Origin of the sequence: Burkholderia sp. AU33423 (assembly GCF_002223135.1) — a bacterium.
GTDB lineage: Bacteria > Pseudomonadota > Gammaproteobacteria > Burkholderiales > Burkholderiaceae > Burkholderia > Burkholderia lata_D.
The window spans coordinates 2625091-2644060 of sequence record NZ_NKFH01000007.1 but is presented as its reverse complement, the minus strand read 5'-3'; the positions used below and the strand labels follow the sequence as shown (position 1 = coordinate 2644060).

Sequence of the window (18970 nt, the reverse complement as noted above, 5' to 3'; positions counted from 1 at the left end):
GGATCTCCTTGAGGGCGACTGCGTCGCGCGTCAGTCGGACGCGAGCAGCAGGTCGATGTAATCGTGGGCGAGCTTCAATGCAGCCCGGGTGTCGATGGGGCCGCCGGCGAGTGCGCCGCGCAGCCACAGGCCGTCGATCAGCGCGGCGAGGCCGCTCGCGGCTTCGCGCGCTTGCGTGCGCGGCAACGCCTTCGCGAATTCGGCGCACAGGTTCGAGTGGAGGCGCCGCGTGTTGACGTGCTGCAGGCGCTTGAGCATCGGGTCGTGCATGCTCTGCGACCAGAACGCGAGCCACGTCTTCATCACGGGCGCGCTGACCTGCGTGTCGTCGAAGTTCGCGGCGACGATCGCGCGCAGCCGGGAGCGCGGGTCCTTGCGTGCCGCCACGCGGCGGCGCGTGGTGGCCGACCACAGGTCGCGCAGCACGTGCCGCATCGTCGCTTCGAGCAGGCCGTCCTTGTCGCCGAAGTAGTGGCTGACGATGCCCGTCGAGATGTTCGCGCGTTGCGCGACCGAGGCGAGCGTCGTGCCGGGCAGGCCCGCCTCGTCGATCGACCGCAGCGTGGCGTCGATCAACTGTGCGCGGCGAATCTCCCGCATTCCGACTTTCGGCATCGCGACTCCCTTCGCCCGGACGGGCCGTCCATGGAAGTCGAGAGCTTAGCGGTTTTTTATTGATCGTTCAATCAACAAAAAATCGGGGTCTGACGGTGAAGACGGTACCCGGCAGGTGAGCGGGGGCCTCCGATCGCGCGTTGTGCAGGTGCGGAAAAATAATTGAAAGATGATTAAAAAAGCTGGAGTTTGTTTAAAACGCTTTCTGAAGTGAGCGATCAATCCGGTTAATCGTTGCAGGTGCCGAATCGATTACGGAATGAAAGAATATTGAGTAGTGTGACATTCGGTTAAGCGCGGAAGTCGACGCGCGAAACGGCGTCACGATTTATTCATGAAAATCCGTTTGAAATAGGCGAATGAAACGGCATAACTCATTGATTTAAAACGAATATGTATCGATTCGGCGGAGGTCGGCTGCCGCTCCGCAAACGATTGCGATCGCCCTCGAATGCATTCCGCATACCATAAAAAATGCTGGAATAATTTGAATCGGCCGCATTTCCTAACAGAGTAGAGGGTATCGTTGGAATGACTTGAGTCAGTAATATTGTCCGTATTAGTATGGCGCCGCACTATGAGGAATGAATCGATGCCGCCGGTATTGCCGCGGTGCATGGGCCAATCGCGCGATTCGGATCGCGCGTGAAAAACCGGCGCAGTCATTGCGCACCTGCAGCATGCCGCGACGTCGAGACGCCGCATCCACCGGAGAACGACGATGCTGACCGAAAAACACGTGGTCCCGCTGCCCAATGGTCTGAAGGTCTACGTCGAACGGAACGTGTTCGACCCGGCGTTCGACACGGCGATGCTCGTGAACGGCGCCCTCGCGACGACCGCGTCGTTCGGGCAGACCGTCCAGTATCTCGGCGAGCGGATGAACACGATCTGCTTCGACCTGCCGTATGCGGGGCAGTCGCGCCAGCACAACCCGGGCTGCTTCATCCTGACGAAGGACGACGAAGCCGCGATCCTGCAGCACCTGGTCGAGCGCTTCGCGCCGGCGTACCTCGTGTCCGTGTCGTGGGGCGGTGTCGCGTCGCTGTTCGCGCTCGCACGCGGCTGCCCGAGCGTGCGGCGCGCGGCGATCTGCTCGTTCTCGCCGTTCCTGAACGACGCGATGGTCGACTACGTGACGCGTGCCCGCGACCACATCGCGGCCGGCGAGAACCTGAAGGCCGCGCAGCTGCTGAACGACACCGTCGGCCGCTACCTGCCGCGCATCATGAAGCTATACAACTACCGGTATCTCACGCGCCTGCCGCGCGACGAGCAGGATCAGGTCGCGTTCCACGTCGACCAGATCCTGTCGCTGCAGCCGGAGCGCTACCTCAGCGAGTTCTCGAACATCGGCTGCGAGCTGCTGTTCCTGAACGGCGAGCGCGACGAATACACGACGCCCGCCGACGTGCGCCAGCTCGGCGCGCATGTGCCGCGCGCGCGGTTCGCGACGGTGCCGGACGCCGGCCACTTCCTCGACATCGAAGGCCGCGCGCAGCGCGAATATACGCGCTCGGCGTTGCTCGACTTTTTCTGCGGCGGGTCGTCGCTCGCCGCCGGCATCGCGCTCGCCGCCTCGCAGGCGTGCGTGCCTGCTCCGATGCACGCGCTTTCGTCGTGACGCCGTACGCCGTGCGTCCGGACCGCGCGGCGCTCCCGAATTCCCATCCCAACGAGGCAGGCCAGCCGTGAATATCGTTCAGACCATCGCCATCGTCGTTCCGTGGGCCGTATGGCTCGCCTACTGGATCGCCACTTCGCAAGGCGTGAAGACGACCGTGCGCAAGGAAGCGTCGCGCTCGCGCACGTTGCAGTCGATTCCGCTGATCGTCGGCGGCGCACTGATCATCCTGCCCGATCCGTCGTGGCAGGCGCTCGTGCCGGACTGGCAGCGCTTCGGCCTGCAGGCGCAGTGCGGGCTCGGGGTACTGGTGGCCGGCCTGCTGTTCTCGGGGTGGGCGCGGCTGCACCTCGGCACGAACTGGAGCGTGTCGGTCACGCTGAAGGAAGACCATGAGCTCGTCCGCACGGGGCCGTATGGGCTCGTGCGTCACCCGATCTATACGGGCTGCCTGATCGCGCTCGCCGGCGCCGCGCTGATCGGCGGCGAATGGCGCGGCGCGATCGGCGTGCTGCTCGTGTTCGCGTCGCTCGCATACAAGGTGCGCGTCGAGGAAAGCTGGCTGACCGGGTATTTCGGGCCGGCGTACACGCAGTACCGTCGCGAAGTCGCGGCGCTGATTCCCGGCTTCTACTGAACCCCGCGAGGCGCGCGATGGCGAAGATGATCGTGACCGCGATCGGCTCGGCGGGCGACGTGCATCCGCTGCTCGGCGTCGCACGCACGCTCGCGGCGCGTGGTCACGACGTCGTGTTCTGCACGCATGCGCCGTTCGAGGCGGCCGTGCGCCGTTGCGGGTTCGCGTTCGTGCCGATCGGCACCGCGGCCGAATACGAGGTCGCGATGGCGAACCCCGCGCTATGGGATTCGCGCACGTCGTTTCGCACGCTGTGGGAGGTGATCGCGCCGACGCTGCGCCCGCATTACGACGCGCTGCGCGCGCTGACCGACGATGATACGGTGCTCGTCGGCACGCTGTGGGCGTTTTCCGCGCGCTTCATGCAGGAGCTGCACGGCACGCCGTATGTGTCGGTGCAGGTGTCGCCGTCGACGCTGCTGTCCGCGCATGCGCCGCCGACGCACCCGCGCCTGACGATTCCCGCGCGCTGGCCGCTGCCCGTGAAGGCGGCGCTGATGACGCTGATCGAGCGGCAGGTGCTCGATCGGACGTGCGGTCCCGCGCTCAACGCGGTGCGCCGCGCGCTCGGGCTCGCGCCGGCGCGGCGTGTGCTGGGCCGCTGGCTGCATTCGACCGATGGCGTGCTGTGCCTGTTTCCCGGCTGGTTCGCGCCGCCGCAGCCGGACTGGCCGTCGAATCATCTGCAAAGCGGTTTCCCGCTGTTCAACGATATTGCGACGCCTGAAGAAGATGTGGCACTCGATGCGTATCTCGCGGCCGGTGAACCCCCGGTCGTGTTCACGGCCGGTTCGACACGCGTCGATCACGCGGCATACGCGTGCGCGGTGGCGGACGCGCTGCGCGCGACCGGCGCGCGCGGGATCCTGCTGACGCCGCACGATGCGGCGCCAGACAGTGACCGTTTGCTCGTGCGCCGCTTCGTGCCGATGCGCACGCTGCTGCCGCGCTGCCGCGCGCTCGTGCATCACGGCGGGGTCGGCACCGCGGCGCTCGCGTTCGAAGCCGGGATCGCGCAGGTCGTCACGCCGTTTGCGCACGACCAGTTCGACAACGCGCAACGGGTCGCCGTGAGCGGCTGCGGCGTGCGGGTCGACGGCCCGATCGACGGTGCGCGTCTCGGCGCGGCGCTCGCGCGCGTGTTCGGTGAACCTTCGTTCGCGGTGCACGCGGCGCGCACGCGCGCGCTGCTTGCGGCCGAGCGGGACGGCTGCGACGCCGCCGCCGATTTCATCGAACGGTTCGCACCGGCGCACGGACAGGCCGCCGCGCGGCCCGAAGCTGCGGTGGCCGGCGCATGAGCACCGCGTCGCCGCTTCACGACGGGCCGGTCGCGCCGTCCGCGTTCGACGTGCCGGCGCCCGCGCCGGCCGCGCAGCCGGTGCGTGGCATCCGGCTCGCGCTGCTGACGTTCGCGCTGTCGCTCGCGACCTTCATCGAGGTGCTCGACTCGACCGTGACGAACGTCGCGGTGCCGGCGATCTCCGGCAGTCTCGGCGTATCGAACAGCCAGGGCACGTGGGTGATCAGCTCGTATTCGGTCGCGGCCGCGATCGCGGTGCCGCTGACGGGCTGGCTCGCGCGCCGCGTCGGCGAGTTGCGGTTGTTCGTCGGCGCGATCCTGCTGTTCACGCTGACGTCGCTGCTGTGCGGGCTCGCGCGCGACCTGCACGTGCTGGTGATCTGCCGCGCGCTGCAGGGGCTGTTTTCCGGGCCGATGGTGCCGCTGTCGCAGACGATCCTGCTGCGCACGTTCCCGCCGGACAAGCGCACGATCGCGCTCGCGCTGTGGGCGATGACGGTGCTGCTCGCGCCGATCTTCGGGCCGGTGGTTGGCGGCTGGATCGTCGACACCTTCTCGTGGCCGTGGATCTTCCTGATCAATTTGCCGATCGGGCTGTTCTCGTTCGCGGTCTGCACCGCGATGCTTCGCCCCGACGCGCAACGCGGCACGGCCGGCCCGATCGACGTGCCGGGCATCGTGCTGCTCGTGATCGGCGTCGGCTCGCTGCAGGCGATGCTCGATCTCGGCCACGATCGTGGCTGGTTCGACTCGCCGCTGATCGTCACGCTCGCGGTGATCGCAGCGCTCTCGATCGTGTCGCTGCTGATCTGGGAAGCGGGTGAGGCGCATCCCGTAGTCGATCTCGGCCTGTTCCGCGATCGCACGTTCTCGTTCTGCGTACTGATCATCTCGCTCGGGATGATGAGCTTCTCGGTGGTCGGCGTCGTGTTCCCGCTGTGGATGCAGGCCGTGATGGGCTACAACGCATTTCACGCGGGGCTTGCCACGGCGTCGCTCGGCGTGCTCGCGCTGGTGTTCTCGATCCTCGTCGGGCTGCATGCGCATCGCTTCGACGCGCGCGTGCTCGCGACCTTCGGCTTCCTCGTGTTCGCGGCCGTGCTCGCGTGGGATGCGCATTTCACGCTGAAGATGACGTTCGCGCAGATCGCCGCGCCCGGGCTGATCCAGGGGATCGGGCTGCCGTGCTTCTTCATTCCGCTGACCGCCGCGACGCTGTCGCGCATTCCGGACGACCGGCTCGCGGCCGCGTCGAGCCTGTCGAACTTCCTGCGCACGCTGTCCGCCGCGTTCGGCACCGCGATGAGCGTGACGCTGTGGGACAACCGCGCGACCTATCACTACGACGTCGTGTCGCAATCCGTCACGCACGCGTCGGCGAACACGCAGCGCTTCGTGCACACGCTGAACGCGATGGGCGTGGACGGCGTGCGCGAGCTGTCGACGCTGCACCAGGTCGTGATGCAGCAGGCCTACATGATGGCGACCAACGACATGTTCTGGATGGCGAGCATGACGTGTCTCGTCCTCGCGGCAATGATGTGGCTGACGCGGCCGAAGCGTGGCGCGGCGGCGTCGTTCGGGCATTGAGGAGAGGAACATGACGACACTCGGCGCACTCGTGATCCTGTATCACCCGAGCGATGCACAGCTCGACGCACTCGGCGCATGGCGGCATGCGTGCGACGCGCTGCTCGTCGTCGACAACACGCCGCAGCCCGATGCGCGGGCCCGCGAGCTGTGCGCGCGCGAGGGCATCGCGCTGCTGCATCACGGCAATCGCGGCGGGATCGCGGGCGCGTACAACGCGGGGCTCGCGGCGCTGTTTCGCGATCGGATCGACGCCGTCGCGCTGTTCGACCAGGATTCGTCGGTGCCGGCCGCGTATTTCCCCGCGATGCGCGATGTCTGCGCGGGGCTCACGGGGCGCGCGTTCCTGGCCGGCCCACGCATCTTCGACGAGAACGCGCGCAGCTTCCTGCCCGAACTGTCGACCAACGGGATCGGGCTGCGCCGCCTGCGTATCGAGCCGGGCGCGCCGTTGCAGCGCTGCGCGTTCCTGATTTCGTCGGGCTGCGTCGTGTCGCGCGACGCGTTCGATGTGCTCGGCCGCTTCGACGAGACGCTGTTCATCGATCACGTCGATACCGAATACAGCTTCCGCGCGCTGTCGCGCAACGTGCCGCTCTATGTCGTGCCGTCGCTGGTGCTGCCGCACCGGATCGGCGCGAAGCAGCGTCACGCGATCGGCCCTTTTGAAATTACGTCGATGAATCACTCGTGGCAACGGCGCTATTACAGCGCGCGCAATGCAGTGCAGCTCGGGATGCAGTACGGGTTGCGCTTTCCGGTGGCGATCGTGCCGAACCTGTTGACGATGTGGCAGATCGTGCAGATCGCGCTCGTCGAACGCGACAAGCGCGCGAAGCTCGCCGGCATCCTGTTCGGCATCGCGGACGGCCTGTTCGGCCGGCTCGGCCCGCTCGAACGCACGCGGCCGCGTCTGGCCGCGCGTGCGCAACGCGTGCAGCAGGGGTGAGGGGCGCGATGCGGCGTGTGAATAAAGCGGCGAGTGTGGCGCGTGGTGTGAAAGGCGGCTCGATGATCGTCGCCGCGGCCGTGTCGCTGGCGTTGAGCGGGTGCGTGCCGTCGGGCTTCCTGCCGTCGCTGTCGTTGCGCGCGCCGGCCGACGATGCGCTCGCGCACACGGCCGGAGCCGACGTGAACGGCGCGTGGCCCGCGCCCGACTGGGTGAAGCAGTTGCAGGATCCGCAACTCGACGCGCTGGTCGCCGAGGCTTCGCAAAACAACCCCGACCTGCAGGTCGCGCAGGCGCGGCTGCGGATCGCGCAGGCGCAGCTTCAGCAGTTCGATTCGTTGACGGGACTGACGGGCACGGCCGGCGCGACGGTCAGCCGCGCGCGGATGCCGAAGCCGGGCGACGACGTCGCCAACGTGTCGGTCAGCGGCTATCGCGTGCCGGTGGAGATCTTCGGCGATCCGAACACGTCGCCGTCGTCGGTGTTCGTCGGGCTGACCTATCAGCTCGACCTGTGGGGCAAGAACCGCGCCGCGACGAAGAGCCTGATGTCGCTGCGCGAAGCGGCGCGGGTCGAGGCCGAGCAGGTGCGGCTCACGCTGGCGGTCGCGATCGTCACCGTGTACTGCCAGCTCGACCAGGCGTATGCGACGCAGGACCTGCTGCAGCAGAAACTGAAGGTCAGCCAGCGCGTGACGACCGTGCTGCGCGAGCGCACCGCGCGCGGGCTCGACAACGCATACGACGCGAGCGACGCATCGATCAAGCGCAGCAAGCTGCTCGCGCAGATCGCGATGAACGACGAGCAGATCAAGCTCGCGCAGCTGCAGCTCGGCGTGCTGTCCGGCCGGGGCCCGGAGCGCGGGCTCGCGCTGCAGCGGCCGCGGGTCGGCGCATTGGCGGGCGGCGCGCTGCCCGCGCGGCTGCCGGCCGATCTCCTGGGGCGCCGGCCCGACATCGTCGCCGCGCGCTTGCGTGTCGAAGCCGCGTTCGCGAATGCCGACTCGACGCGCGCGCAGTTCTATCCGGACGTGAACCTCGTCGCGCTCGGCGGCGTGTTCGCGTTGACGCCCGCGTCGCTGTTCTCGCGCGATGCGCTCGCCGGTTCCATCGGCCCGGCGATCTCGCTGCCGATCTTCGATCGCGGCCGGCTGAAGGCGAAGCTCGGTGGGGATGTCGCGCAGGCCGACGTCGCGATCGGGCTGTACAACAAGACCGTCGACGACGCGCTCGGGCAGGTCGCGCAGTTCGTCACGTCGCTGCAGACGTCACAGACGCTCGTCGCGCAGCAGCAGGACGCGGTCGCGGCCGCGCAGAAGATCGTGGAGATCGCAACCGACCGGCACCGGCGCGGCGTGCTGATGCAGAAGGACGTGGATGTCGCGGATCTCACGCTGATCGACGAGCGCGCGCAATTGATCGCGTTGCTCGGCCGGCAGCGATCGTTGCGCGTCGGGCTCATCGGCGCGCTGGGCGGCGGGTTCGATGCGGGCGCGACGGTTGCGCAGGCGCCGGCCGCGCATCGGGCGCGTAGCGGGGCGGCCAAGCGAGGCGTTGCGACTGCCGCGCCCGCCGTGGCCGCTGCGACCGCACCGACCGCGAGCCGACCGGTGGCGACGCCGTCGGCCGATGTGCGTGCGGCAAGCGTAGCCGTGCCGCCGATCGTCGCTGCATCGAATGCGGGTTCCGCACGCCGAGATGACACGGCACACACGCCGGCCGTCGCCGCGACACCTCGCAGCACCTCCGTTCCCGCGCACACGGCCGCGGCGAATCCGGCGCCGAGCCTGTCGGTCACGCCACCGATTCCCCTGTTCCAGCACGATCGTCTGATCGTTACGCAAAGCGACTGATGCACCACGACAACCTCCATACCGCCGCGCCGCCGGCCGCACTGAACGACCCGGCACTCGACGTACGCCGCGCGACGCGCCGCAAGCGCTTCATCGCGTTCTTCGCGGTCGTGCTGGTGGCCGCGCTCGCATGGATCGCGTACTGGCTGCTGAGCGATCGCTATTACGAAGACACCGACGATGCATATGTCGCCGGCAGCATCGTCCAGGTCGCCGCGCAGATCCCCGGATCGGTGACCGACGTCGTGGTTGCCGATACGCAGGCCGTGCGCGCCGGCCAGACGCTCGTGAAGCTCGACGACACCGAGGCGTCCGTCGCGTTCGCGCAGGCGAAGGCGCAGCTCGCACAGGCGGTGCGACAGGTCGCGAACGCGAAGATCTCGAACACGATGTACGTCGAGGCCGTGAATGCGCGGCGCGCCGACCTGTCGCTCGCGCAGCGCGCGTTCGCTGCGCGCTCGGGCGCGTCGGTCGAGATCGTCGCGCCCGAGGAACTCGCGCGTGCGCGCGCGGCGGTCGCCGGTGCGCAGGCGAATCTCGCGGCCGCGCAGGCGCAGCTCGATGCGGCACGTGCGCTCGGCACCCGGTTGCCCGTCGACGAAAGCCCGGCCGTCGTGCAGGCGGCCGCGCAGTTCAAGCTCGCGTACCGGAACCTGAAGCGCACGACGATCGTCGCGCCGGTCGACGGCACGATCGGGCAGCGTTCGGTGCAGGTCGGCCAGCAGGTCGGGCCCGGCGTGCCGCTGATGTCGATCGTGCAGCTCAACCAGCTGTGGATCGAGGCGAATTTCAAGGAAGGGCAGATTCGCCACATGCGCATCGGGCAGCCGGTCGAGGTCGTGTCGGATCTGTACGGCTCGCGCGTGACCTATCGCGGCCGCGTGCAGGGCTTCTCGGCGGGCACGGGCAGCGCGTTCTCGATGCTGCCGTCGCAGAACGCGGCCGGCAACTGGATCAAGGTCGTGCAGCGCGTGCCGGTCGTGATCGCGCTCGATGCGCGCGATCTCGCCGCGCATCCGCTGCGCGTCGGGCTGTCGATGCGCGCGACGGTCGACACGCACGATCGCAACGGCCACGCGCTCGACAGCGAGCCGCCGACGCCGGCCGTCAGCACGCGCGTGCACGACGGCGTCGCGAGCGACGCGGAAAGCGCCGCCGCCGCGATCATCCGCGACAATCAGGGCGGGTAACGTTAATCCGAGAGAGGGGCGGCCGGTCGCCACGACCGGTGCGCCGCCCGGCGCGTCTCGGCGCACTTCCGCACCCCCAGCGCCTCCGGCACCCTCACCCTCCAGCGCGTCGCCCCGCACGCCAAACCTTCCCGTCGTTTCCCGCCCGACTTTCGCATTTCCGACATCGATGTCGGCGCCGTTCAAACGCGTGTCGCGTTTGAGACATCGGCGCCCCTGCCTCCGGGACTACTCTCGAACAGCACGTTGCGCGTGCGCCGCATGGCGCCGGCGCGCCGCGGCGCCATCCAACGAGACATGGAGACAATACGATGAGCAGCAATCGAGGTGTCGTCTATCTTGGGCCGGGCCAGGTCGAAGTCCAGAAAATCGATTATCCGAAGATGGTCGATCCGAGCGGCCGCGCGATCGGCCACGGCGTGATCCTGAAAGTGGTGAGCACGAACATCTGCGGTTCCGACCAGCACATGGTGCGCGGCCGCACGACCGCGCCGGTCGGCCTCGTGCTCGGTCACGAGATCACGGGCGAGGTGGTCGAGATCGGCCGCGACGTCGAGACGCTGAAGCTCGGCGATCTCGTGTCGGTGCCGTTCAACGTGGCCTGCGGGCGCTGTGCGATGTGCAAGGACACGCATACGGGCGTGTGCCTGAACGTGAACCCGTCGCGTGCGGGCGGCGCCTACGGCTACGTCGACATGGGCGGCTGGATCGGCGGCCAGGCCGAGTACGTGCTCGTGCCGTATGCCGATTTCAACCTGCTGAAATTCCCCGATCGCGATCAGGCCATGGCGAAGATCCGCGATCTGACCTGCCTGTCCGACATTCTGCCGACCGGTTATCACGGCGCGGTGAGTGCGGGCGTGAAGCCGGGCTCGACGGTCTACATCGCGGGCGCGGGCCCGGTCGGGATGGCGGCGGCTGCCTCGGCGCGCCTGCTCGGCGCGGCCGTGACGATCGTCGGCGACATGAACGCGGAACGCCTCGCACACGCGCGGGCGATGGGCTTCGAGACGGTCGACCTGTCGAAGGACGCATCGCTCGGCGAGCAGATCGAGCAGATCCTCGGCGTGCCCGAGATCGACTGCGCGGTCGACTGCGTCGGCTTCGAGGCGCACGGCCACGGTTCGTCGGGCCATTCGGAGGAAGCGCCTGCGACGGTGCTGAACTCGCTGATGGAAATCACGCGCCCGGCCGGCGCGATCGGCATCCCGGGCCTGTACGTGACGGACGATCCGGGCGCGAAGGACAAGGCCGCGCAGCACGGCAGCCTGAGCATCCGCTTCGGCCTCGGCTGGGCGAAGTCGCACTCGTTCTTCACGGGCCAGACGCCGGTGCTGAAGTACAACCGCAACCTGATGCAGGCGATCCTGTTCGACCGTCTGCCGATCGCGAAGATCGTCAACGTCGAAGTGATCTCGCTCGACCAGGCGCCGGAAGGCTACAAGAAGTTCGACGGCGGCGCGCCGCGCAAATTCGTCATCGACCCGCACGGGTTGCTGGCGGCGTAACGAGACCGACTGCCGCGCGGCAATCGAAAGGGGCCGGGGTGCTTGAGCGCCTCGGCCCTTTGTCGTTCCGCAAGCGCGCGCTCAATGCCCGCGATGGAACCGGGCGGGAAGCTCACGTGTGAACGATCGACCGGGCGACATTCGCCCGGCTCCGTTCATGCGGTGCGCTCCATCTCGGCGTCGTACTGACCGCAGCAGGCCGCACTGTTCAGGCGTGCGCGCAGCAGCAGCGCATCCTGCGCGGCGCGTACGTTGGCGGCCTGTCCCTTCCACGCGGCCAGCGGTGGCTCCTGCAGCGCGCGTCCATAGGAAAAGCTCAGCACCCACGGCCGCCCGTCGACGCGATTCATCGCATCGAGATGCGCCGTCGCTTCCTCGGGCGTCTGTCCGCCGGACAGGAAGAAGATGCCGGGCACTTCGGCCGGCACGGTGCTGCGCAACAGGCGCACCGTCGCCTCTGCAACTTCGGCTGGCGCCGGCTGTTCGGGGTGCGTGCTGCCCGCGACGACCATGCTCGGTTTGAGCAACATGTGCGCCAGCACGACCCGGTGCCGGTGCAGCGCGTTGAACACGGCGTGCAGCACGGCGTCGGTCACTTGTGCGCAGCGGCCGATCGAATGATCGCCGTCCATCAGCACTTCCGGCTCGACGATCGGCACGACGCCGGCCTCCTGGCAGATCGCCGCATAGCGCGCCAGCGCTTCGGCGTTGGCTTCGATCGCCGCAAGGCCCGGCAGCGTGTCGGACACGTTGTACACCGCGCGCCATTTCGCGAACCGCGCGCCTTGCCGCTGGTAGCCGTCGAGGCGCGCCGCAAGCCCGTCGAGCCCTTGCGTGATTTCGTCGCCGGGCGCGAGCGCGAGCGGAATCTTGCCCGCGTCGACCTTGATGCCGGGCACGATCTGCTGGCGAGCGGCGAGTTCGGGCAACGGCGTGCCATCGTCCGCACATTGCCCGAGTGTCTCTTCATACAGGATCACGCCGCTGACGAATTTACCGAGACCCGGTGTCGACAGCAACAGGGTGCGCCATGCGCGGCGGTTCTCTTCGGTCGATTCGACCGAGATCGTCTTGAAGCGCTTTGCGATGGTCGGCCCGCTTTCGTCGGCGGCCAGCAAGCCTTTGCCGTCCTGAACGAGTGCCTGGATCGTCGCCTGGAGTGTGCTCTCGGTGCTCATGGAATTCCTCCGCTGAAACCGCCACGCGGCCGGGTCGACCGCCCGCTGTTCACTTCGTCACGGTCGTCACGCCGCCTTCCGATTTCATTCTTTGTCGCGCACGGGCCAGAACGCAAGGCGCGTGCTCGGGTGGCATCGTCCGTGCCGGGGCGGGTGCGTGATGCGCGGGCGTTCGACGTACGCGACGCATCGCGCGAAACGGGCGGTGCCGGAAACGGGTCGCCCTTTTTTGCTGCGGATGCGCAGCGGAGAGCCGGCCACGCGCACGTTCGGCGCGGCCCGGAACACGGGCGCCCCGCAGTCCCGGGCACCCGCGATTGCTGCGATAATCATCGCCCGTTCCCGACCCCATCGCCGCCGTTCGGCGGCGCATCCACGGATGGCCAAGTCACTTCCCCTCGCAGCGTTGCACACGTTCGTCGAAGTGGCGCGCTGCGGCAGCATGAAACAGGCGGCCGACCAACTCTGCATTTCGCCGGGCGCCGTCAGCCAGCATGTCCGCAATCTCGAGGATCGCCTCGCCGTGCGGCTGTTCGAGCGCACCGGCCGCGAACTCGAGCTGACCGGCACGGGGCGCGCGCTGTTCGACCAGCTTGCCGGCGGTTTCAACGAGATCGAGGCCGCATGGGCGAACGTGCACGGGGCGAACCGGCGCATCGTCCGCCTCGCGGTGACGACCACCGCCTCCTTCGCGAACACGTGGCTCGTGCAGCGCCTCGGCGCATTCAATGCCGCGTACCCCGAAATCGAAATCACCGTCGAAACGCGCGCGCAGCTGGTCGACCTGCGGCGCGACTATGTCGACGTCGCGATCCGGCACGGGTTGGGCCACTATCCCGGTCATGCATCGTTCCGCATCTGGACACCCGAGCTGTGGCCCGTCTGCAGCCCGCAACTGCTCGATCCCGCCCGCCCGATCGCCGCGCCGGCCGACTGCCTGTCGTATCCGCTGCTGCAGGACGCGGATCGCGCCGATTGGGCACTGTGGTTGCGCGCGCAGGGAATCGAGGACCCTCGTGCGCCGCGCGGCGCGAGCTTCAGCGAGGATGCGTTGTTGATCAAGGCGGCGGTCGCCGGGCAGGGCGTGGCGCTGGTGCGCGACATCTATGCGCGGGACGAAGTCGCGGCCGGCCGGCTGGTTCGCGTGCTCGCACGGCCCTGGCCGACCGAGTTGTCCTATTACGTCGTGTGCAGCGAAGCGCGCCAGCACGAGTGGAAGATCGCGGCGTTCCGCGACTGGCTCGCGAGCGAGATCGGCGGCGGCGACGACGGCCCGCGCGATCTACTGGCGTGACCCGCGCGCGGTGGCGATCGTGAACCCCTTGAGCTTGCCGGTCGCGAGCGCGGTGCCGAGCAGGATGATCGCGCACCCGGCGACCGTCTGCACGGTGAGGGTCTCGTGCAGGAAGATCGCGCCCCATACGACGCCGAAGATCGGGATCAGGAACGTGACCGACGCCGCATACTGCGCGCCCGCGTTGCGGATCAGCCCGAAATACAGCAGGTAGGCGACGGCCGTGCAGATCGCGCCGAGCAGCACCACCGCGATCCACGCGGACGTTTGAACGGGCCCGTGCGGCCACATCGGCAGCGCGAGCGGCACGAGCGCGACCGCCGCGAACAACTGGCTGCCGAACGCCGACACGAACGGCCTGACGTTCGCCAGCTTGCGCTTCGAGTAATGCGCGGCGAACCCGTACGACAGCGTCGCGAGCATTGCGGCGGCGATCGCGCGCGATGCGCCGGGCGTGCCGGCGCCGACTGCCGAACCGGCGAGCACGACGACGCCGGCGAAACCCAGCGCGAGGCCGATCGCCTGCGGTTTCGTCAGCGGCGCACGCAGCCATACGTATGCGACGATCGCGGTCCACAACGGCGTCGTCGCATTCAGGATCGAATCGGTGCCGGCCGACACGAACAGCGCCGCGTAGGTCAGCAGGCAGAACGGCAGCGCCGAGTTCGTGATGCCGACGACGAACAGCGGCAACGCATGCGAGCGGAATTCCTGTCGCGCCTGCGCGTGGCGCAGCACCGGCGACAACAGCACGGCCGCGATCGCGACGCGCAGCGCGATCAGCGGGACGACGCCGAATTCCGGTGCGCCCATGCGCATGAAGAGGAAGGACGCGCCCCAGATGGCGGCAAGGGTCACGAGCTGGAATGCATTCATCGACGACTCCGTTCGGTGGATCGGGCGGCCGGCCGGAACGCGATACGCGAGATGCACCGGCGCGGGCGAATGACCCATTGAACGTCACGCGTGAGTCGCGACGCAAACGAGGTTTTGTGAGGGGTGGTTTAGAAAAATGAATCGACGGGCGCGCATGCACGGACCACGCCTGCGCGGCGCTCAGTGGCCGCGATAGAGCTGCGCGATTTGCTGCGTATTGCCGGCGGTGGAGCGTCGCGCACGCGCGGTGTGCGTGCTCACGCGGTGGAAGGTATGCGGGCGATGCGCGGCACCGTGACTGCCTTTCCAGCCCGTCAGGCGAACCGTGGCGGCGGGGTGCGACCGGTCGGGGGCGCGCATGGCCGGCGCCGCTCGCGCGACTGCCGTCCGTCCGGCGGATGCACGGGTGGCATCCGGGCTGGGGCTGCCTGGGCGGGCGGCCGCCACCTGCGTTCCGTCAGTCGAATGAAACGGATAGACGGGTGCGGGCAAGACCGGCAGCACGGGATCGTTCGATGCATACCGGGGGGCATCGCTCGCCATCGCGCGCGAACCATTCGAACCGCGACAGACCGGATCGGCCTTGCATGTCCGGTCGACCACCACGTAGCCGCCGACCAGCAGCACGAGTGTCAGGATGCTCAGGATCGGCGCGGTCGACGCGCGAGGCTGCTGGAACGCCGCGTTGCGAAGCGCGCGCGCGATGCGTGACGACCACGTGTGAAAGGCGTGCGGAGCGTGCGTGGCATGGGCGTCGTCTGATGCGTGGTGGATCGAATCGAACGGCCAGTTCCGCCGGCCGCAGACGGGGCAGTGCTCGAGCGCACGGAAGGCCACGAAGCCGCATTCCCTGCAGCGGAAGCTGGCCGTGCGCCGCGCTTCGGCTCGCGCGTTCAGGATCGCGCGCCAGTCGTCGCGCGCGCGAGTTGTGCGATTGAGGAGGACTCGCATCGCTGGAAACGGTCGGGCGCCGTCAACGAGGCGAACGTTCGCCGGTCGTCATGATCCGTTCCTGCCAGACAGCCGATCGGCCCGTGCCGGGATGCAGTTGTGCGTACATCGTCGACTGTCGTTCGCATGCGGTGTTCATGGGATTCTCCGTGACATCGGGTGCGCGGAACACGTTCGTCCGTGATGGCCTACGTTTCATTTTTGGTCGCTGGCGCGTGAAACGCAAGGTACAGAGTGGCCGCGGTGATTCGTCGGTTCCGCGCTAACCGTCCTGCCGCTGCCGGGCCGCGAGCGTCCCGATGGTCTCCATCGCGTGTTCGACCGCCGGCGTCCACGGCCGGCCGTAATTGAGCCGAAGATAGCGCCGGAATCCGCCGGTTGCCGAAAAGATCGGCCCTGGCGCGATGCTGACGCCGCTATCCATTGCATCGCCGAACAGGTGCAACGCATCCACGCGCGGCGGCAGTTCGATCCACAGGAAATACCCGCCGCGCGGCGCGAACACTTCGGTGCCGGCCGGAAAATACGCACGCACGGCCGCCAGCATCTGTGCCTGGTGTGCGGCGAGATTGCGGCGCAGCTTGCGCAGGAAACGGTCGTACGCACCGTCGCGCAGGTAGCTCGAAATCGCCATCTGTGCAGGCACGTCGGCGGCCGGCGCGCTTGCGCCCTTTGCCTGACGAATTTGCCGCACGTAGCGTCCGGCCGCGACCCAGCCGATCCGGAACCCGGGCGCGAGGCATTTCGAGAACGAGCCGCAATGCAGGACGAGACCGCTGTCGTCATACAGCTTGGCGGGGCGCGTGGGTGCCGTGCCGAAATGCAGCTCGCCGTAGACGTCGTCTTCGATCAGCGGCACATTGCGTGCCGCGAGCAGGTCGATCAGTGCGTGCTTGCGCTCGTCGGTCAGCGTCGCGCCGGTCGGGTTGTGGAACGACGTCATGAACCAGCACGCGCGCACCGGATGCGTGTCGAGCGCTTTCTCGAGCGCGTCGAGATCGAGGCCGGTACGCGGGTCGACCGGAATCTCGACGGCCTTCAGGTGCAGGCGCTGCACGGCCTCCAGGGCCGCATGAAACGCCGGTCGCTCGATCGCGACGATATCGCCGGGGCGCGTCAACGCCTGCAGGCTGAGCGTCAGCGCTTCGAGCGCGCCGGTCGTGATGATGATCTCGTCCATCGGCAACGCCGCGCCCGCATTCAGGTAGCGCAGCGCGATCTGGCGGCGCAGCCCGTCGTGGCCGGGCGGCGCGCCGGCCAGCAGGGCCGTGCGATCCATGTTGCGTGCCGCCGACGCCATCGCGCGCCACAGGCTGCTCATCGGGAACAGCGAATAGCTGGCGAAGGCCGAGCCGAGCGGGACGATGTCCTCGCATCTGAGCGAGTCGAGCAGCCGGAACAACGTATCGCCGTTGCCCGCTGGCGGGGCGGCCGGCTTGCGCGGCGGTTCATGGCCGAACCGCACGCGCCTGTCTTCGAGGTTCGCAACGAAATATCCGGACCGTGCACGCGCGACGATCAGACCCTCGCCTTCGAGCGCGTAGTACGCGCGAAACACTGTGGACGGGCTCACGCCATATGCGCGGCACGCGGCGCGCACGGTGGGAATGCGCGTACCGGGGGCCAGATCTCCACGCCGGATCGACTCGGAAATCGTCCGGGCGAGCTTCGCATAACGCTTCATGCCTGCCTCAAGTCGAGCGGCTTTGTGCCGAAAAAAGAGTAGCACGGCGGGCGCTGCGCAACAGGGTCGTTATCCCGTGATCCGCTCGTTTTTCACGGGCTCTGATCCTGTTTTTCGGCGCGACGCGCTGGCATGCTTTCGCCCCTCGAGCAATCTTTGTTCCCGACATTGACCGATACGGAATTCACGCTGTCCGCCGGCTGATCCGTGCCCCGTGCGCCTGTGCGTGCGAGGTCTAGTCAGCGGTGTCATGACCCTAACCGGAAACCTTCAGCGTGAAATTGAAAACTCTTGTCGCCGGCCTCGTGGCCGGCGTTGCCCTCAACCTCCTCGGCGGCGCTGCGCAGGCCGCCTGCATCAGCAATCCGCCGACGCAATCGAACGCGTCGTTCCCCGCCGCACTGACCGGCAAGCTCGTCTATCACAGCTACGTCAAGTACGGCGACGGCACGAGCCAGCTGTTCCTGTACGACTTCTCGGCCCATACGCTGACGCAACTGAGCAAGAGCGCGTGGGGCATCACCGATCCGATGAACGGCGTGTTCAGCCCCGACGGCAAGTGGCTCGCGTTCATGGGCATCAGCAACGGCGCATGGAACGTGTTCATGCTGCAGCTCGGCGCCGGCACGCCGCCGGTCAACCTGACCAACAGCACGGGCGCCACGCGCAACGAGGACCCGAAATTCAGCACGGACGGCAAGACGCTCGTGTTCAAGCAGAACGGCGACGTCAAGCAGGCAACGCTGTCGTACACGAGCGCGGGCCCGGTGTTCACGTCGGTCGTGAGCCTGACGAACGCACCCTCCGGCGCCGAATACTCGATGCCGTTCCTCGCGCCCGATGCGAGCGCCGTGTACTACGCGACCGGCACGGGCGCGAACATGGGGCTGATGAAGCGCACGCTCGCGACCGGCGTCACCGCCACGTTCGATCACCCGGCCGGGCTGCAGACGTACTACCCGATCGTGCGTGGGGACGGCATGGTGTTCTACGCGCGCTGGAAAGACAGCGGCCAGGCCGACCAGATCTATGCGAAGACCGCGGACCCGGCGTCGACGCCGAACGCGTTGCCGATCAACGATTGCGTGAGCAACAACTCGGATCCGGCGCCGGTGACCGGCACCAACTACGTGTTCTTCTCGTCGACGACGGCGGGCGGCTACCAGCTCTACGTCGGTGACGTGACGACCGGCCAGCGCTGGAGCCTGTCGCAGTTCGGCGTGAATGCCGACACGACGAAGGCCAAGCTCGGGTCCAGCTACTACGGCGGCCCGGCCGCCGCGCAGCCGACGCTGCTGTCGCAGGGTCGCCCGGCTACCGCATCGGCGAGCTACAACGCATCGCTCACGGCCGACAAGGCGTTCGACGGCAACACCACGAGCACGCGCTGGGATTCGCCGGAAGGCGCGGGCGTGGATCCGCAATGGATCTCCGTGGATCTCGGCGCGACGAAGACGATCAGCAGCATCGATCTCTACTGGGATGCGGGCGCGCTCGTGTACCAGATCCAGACGTCGAACGACAACGCGAACTGGACGACGATCTACTCGACGAACAACGGCGTGTCATACGGCCACGTGACGCTGCCGAACCTGAACGGGCATGGCCGCTACGTGCGGATGCTCGGCACGAAGCGCGCGACGCCATGGGGCTATTCGCTCGACGAAATGCAGGTGTGGGGATCGTAAGCGCAAAAAAAGCGACCTTCGAGGTCGCTT

General features: G+C 67.9%; 15 protein-coding genes. 10 read left to right on the top strand and 5 right to left on the bottom strand.

Annotation, left to right across the window (positions count from 1 at the left end; translation table 11 throughout):
• Positions 1-30: 30 nt before the first annotated feature.
• Complete coding sequence (gene betI / locus CFB50_RS30395) at positions 31-615, bottom strand: transcriptional regulator BetI (protein ID WP_021160333.1); 585 nt, start codon at positions 613-615, stop codon at positions 31-33.
• A 721-nt stretch (positions 616-1336) separates the two neighbouring features.
• Here betI and CFB50_RS30385 point away from each other — a divergent pair.
• The 8 genes from CFB50_RS30385 (at position 1337) to fdhA (ending at position 11269) form a co-directional block, all read left to right on the top strand.
• Positions 1337-2239 (top strand): alpha/beta fold hydrolase, encoded by a 903-nt coding sequence (locus CFB50_RS30385; RefSeq protein ID WP_089448232.1) that lies wholly within the window; start codon positions 1337-1339, stop codon positions 2237-2239.
• Positions 2240-2306: 67 nt separating this feature from the next.
• Complete coding sequence (locus CFB50_RS30380; RefSeq protein ID WP_089448231.1) at positions 2307-2876, top strand: methyltransferase family protein; 570 nt, start codon at positions 2307-2309, stop codon at positions 2874-2876.
• A 17-nt stretch (positions 2877-2893) separates the two neighbouring features.
• Positions 2894-4177: a glycosyltransferase gene (locus CFB50_RS30375; RefSeq protein ID WP_089448230.1), complete on the top strand. Its 1284-nt coding sequence runs from the start codon at positions 2894-2896 to the stop codon at positions 4175-4177.
• Positions 4174-5769 (top strand): DHA2 family efflux MFS transporter permease subunit, encoded by a 1596-nt coding sequence (locus tag CFB50_RS30370; RefSeq protein WP_089448229.1) that lies wholly within the window; start codon positions 4174-4176, stop codon positions 5767-5769. The genes CFB50_RS30375 and CFB50_RS30370 overlap by 4 nt, the downstream gene beginning before the upstream one ends.
• A gap of 10 nt (positions 5770-5779) precedes the next feature.
• Positions 5780-6718 carry a glycosyltransferase family 2 protein gene (locus CFB50_RS30365; RefSeq protein WP_089448228.1) on the top strand — a complete coding sequence of 313 codons (939 nt, stop codon included), beginning with the start codon at positions 5780-5782 and terminating at the stop codon, positions 6716-6718.
• 8 nt (positions 6719-6726) lie between these two features.
• Positions 6727-8571, top strand: coding sequence for an efflux transporter outer membrane subunit (locus CFB50_RS30360; protein ID WP_089448227.1), 1845 nt, complete (start codon positions 6727-6729; stop codon positions 8569-8571).
• Positions 8571-9761, top strand: a complete 1191-nt coding sequence (locus tag CFB50_RS30355; RefSeq protein ID WP_089448226.1) for an HlyD family secretion protein — start codon at positions 8571-8573, stop codon at positions 9759-9761. The genes CFB50_RS30360 and CFB50_RS30355 overlap by 1 nt, the downstream gene beginning before the upstream one ends.
• Positions 9762-10072: 311 nt before the next feature.
• On the top strand, positions 10073-11269 hold the full coding sequence (gene fdhA / locus CFB50_RS30345; RefSeq protein WP_039369545.1) for a formaldehyde dehydrogenase, glutathione-independent: 1197 nt from the start codon (positions 10073-10075) through the stop codon (positions 11267-11269).
• 155 nt (positions 11270-11424) lie between these two features.
• On the opposite strand, the gene CFB50_RS30340 is transcribed toward fdhA, so the two are convergent.
• Positions 11425-12447 carry a class I fructose-bisphosphate aldolase gene (locus tag CFB50_RS30340; protein ID WP_089448225.1) on the bottom strand — a complete coding sequence of 341 codons (1023 nt, stop codon included), beginning with the start codon at positions 12445-12447 and terminating at the stop codon, positions 11425-11427.
• 379 nt (positions 12448-12826) lie between these two features.
• Between CFB50_RS30340 and CFB50_RS30335 the strand changes: the two genes are divergently transcribed.
• Positions 12827-13741, top strand: coding sequence for a LysR substrate-binding domain-containing protein (locus tag CFB50_RS30335; RefSeq protein ID WP_089448224.1), 915 nt, complete (start codon positions 12827-12829; stop codon positions 13739-13741).
• Here CFB50_RS30335 and CFB50_RS30330 read toward each other — a convergent pair.
• The 3 genes from CFB50_RS30330 to CFB50_RS30320 all read right to left on the bottom strand — a co-directional run bounded on the left by CFB50_RS30330 (position 13730) and on the right by CFB50_RS30320 (position 17252).
• On the bottom strand, positions 13730-14617 hold the full coding sequence (locus tag CFB50_RS30330) for a DMT family transporter (protein WP_089448458.1): 888 nt from the start codon (positions 14615-14617) through the stop codon (positions 13730-13732). The genes CFB50_RS30335 and CFB50_RS30330 overlap by 12 nt on opposite strands.
• A 180-nt stretch (positions 14618-14797) precedes the next feature.
• Positions 14798-15568 carry a hypothetical protein gene (locus tag CFB50_RS30325; RefSeq protein ID WP_089448223.1) on the bottom strand — a complete coding sequence of 257 codons (771 nt, stop codon included), beginning with the start codon at positions 15566-15568 and terminating at the stop codon, positions 14798-14800.
• Positions 15569-15830: 262 nt separating this feature from the next.
• Positions 15831-17252, bottom strand: coding sequence for an aminotransferase-like domain-containing protein (locus CFB50_RS30320; protein WP_069252368.1), 1422 nt, complete (start codon positions 17250-17252; stop codon positions 15831-15833).
• A 275-nt stretch (positions 17253-17527) separates the two neighbouring features.
• Here CFB50_RS30320 and CFB50_RS30315 point away from each other — a divergent pair, with 275 nt between their 5' ends.
• Positions 17528-18940, top strand: a complete 1413-nt coding sequence (locus tag CFB50_RS30315; RefSeq protein ID WP_089448222.1) for a discoidin domain-containing protein — start codon at positions 17528-17530, stop codon at positions 18938-18940.
• Positions 18941-18970 lie beyond the last annotated feature (30 nt).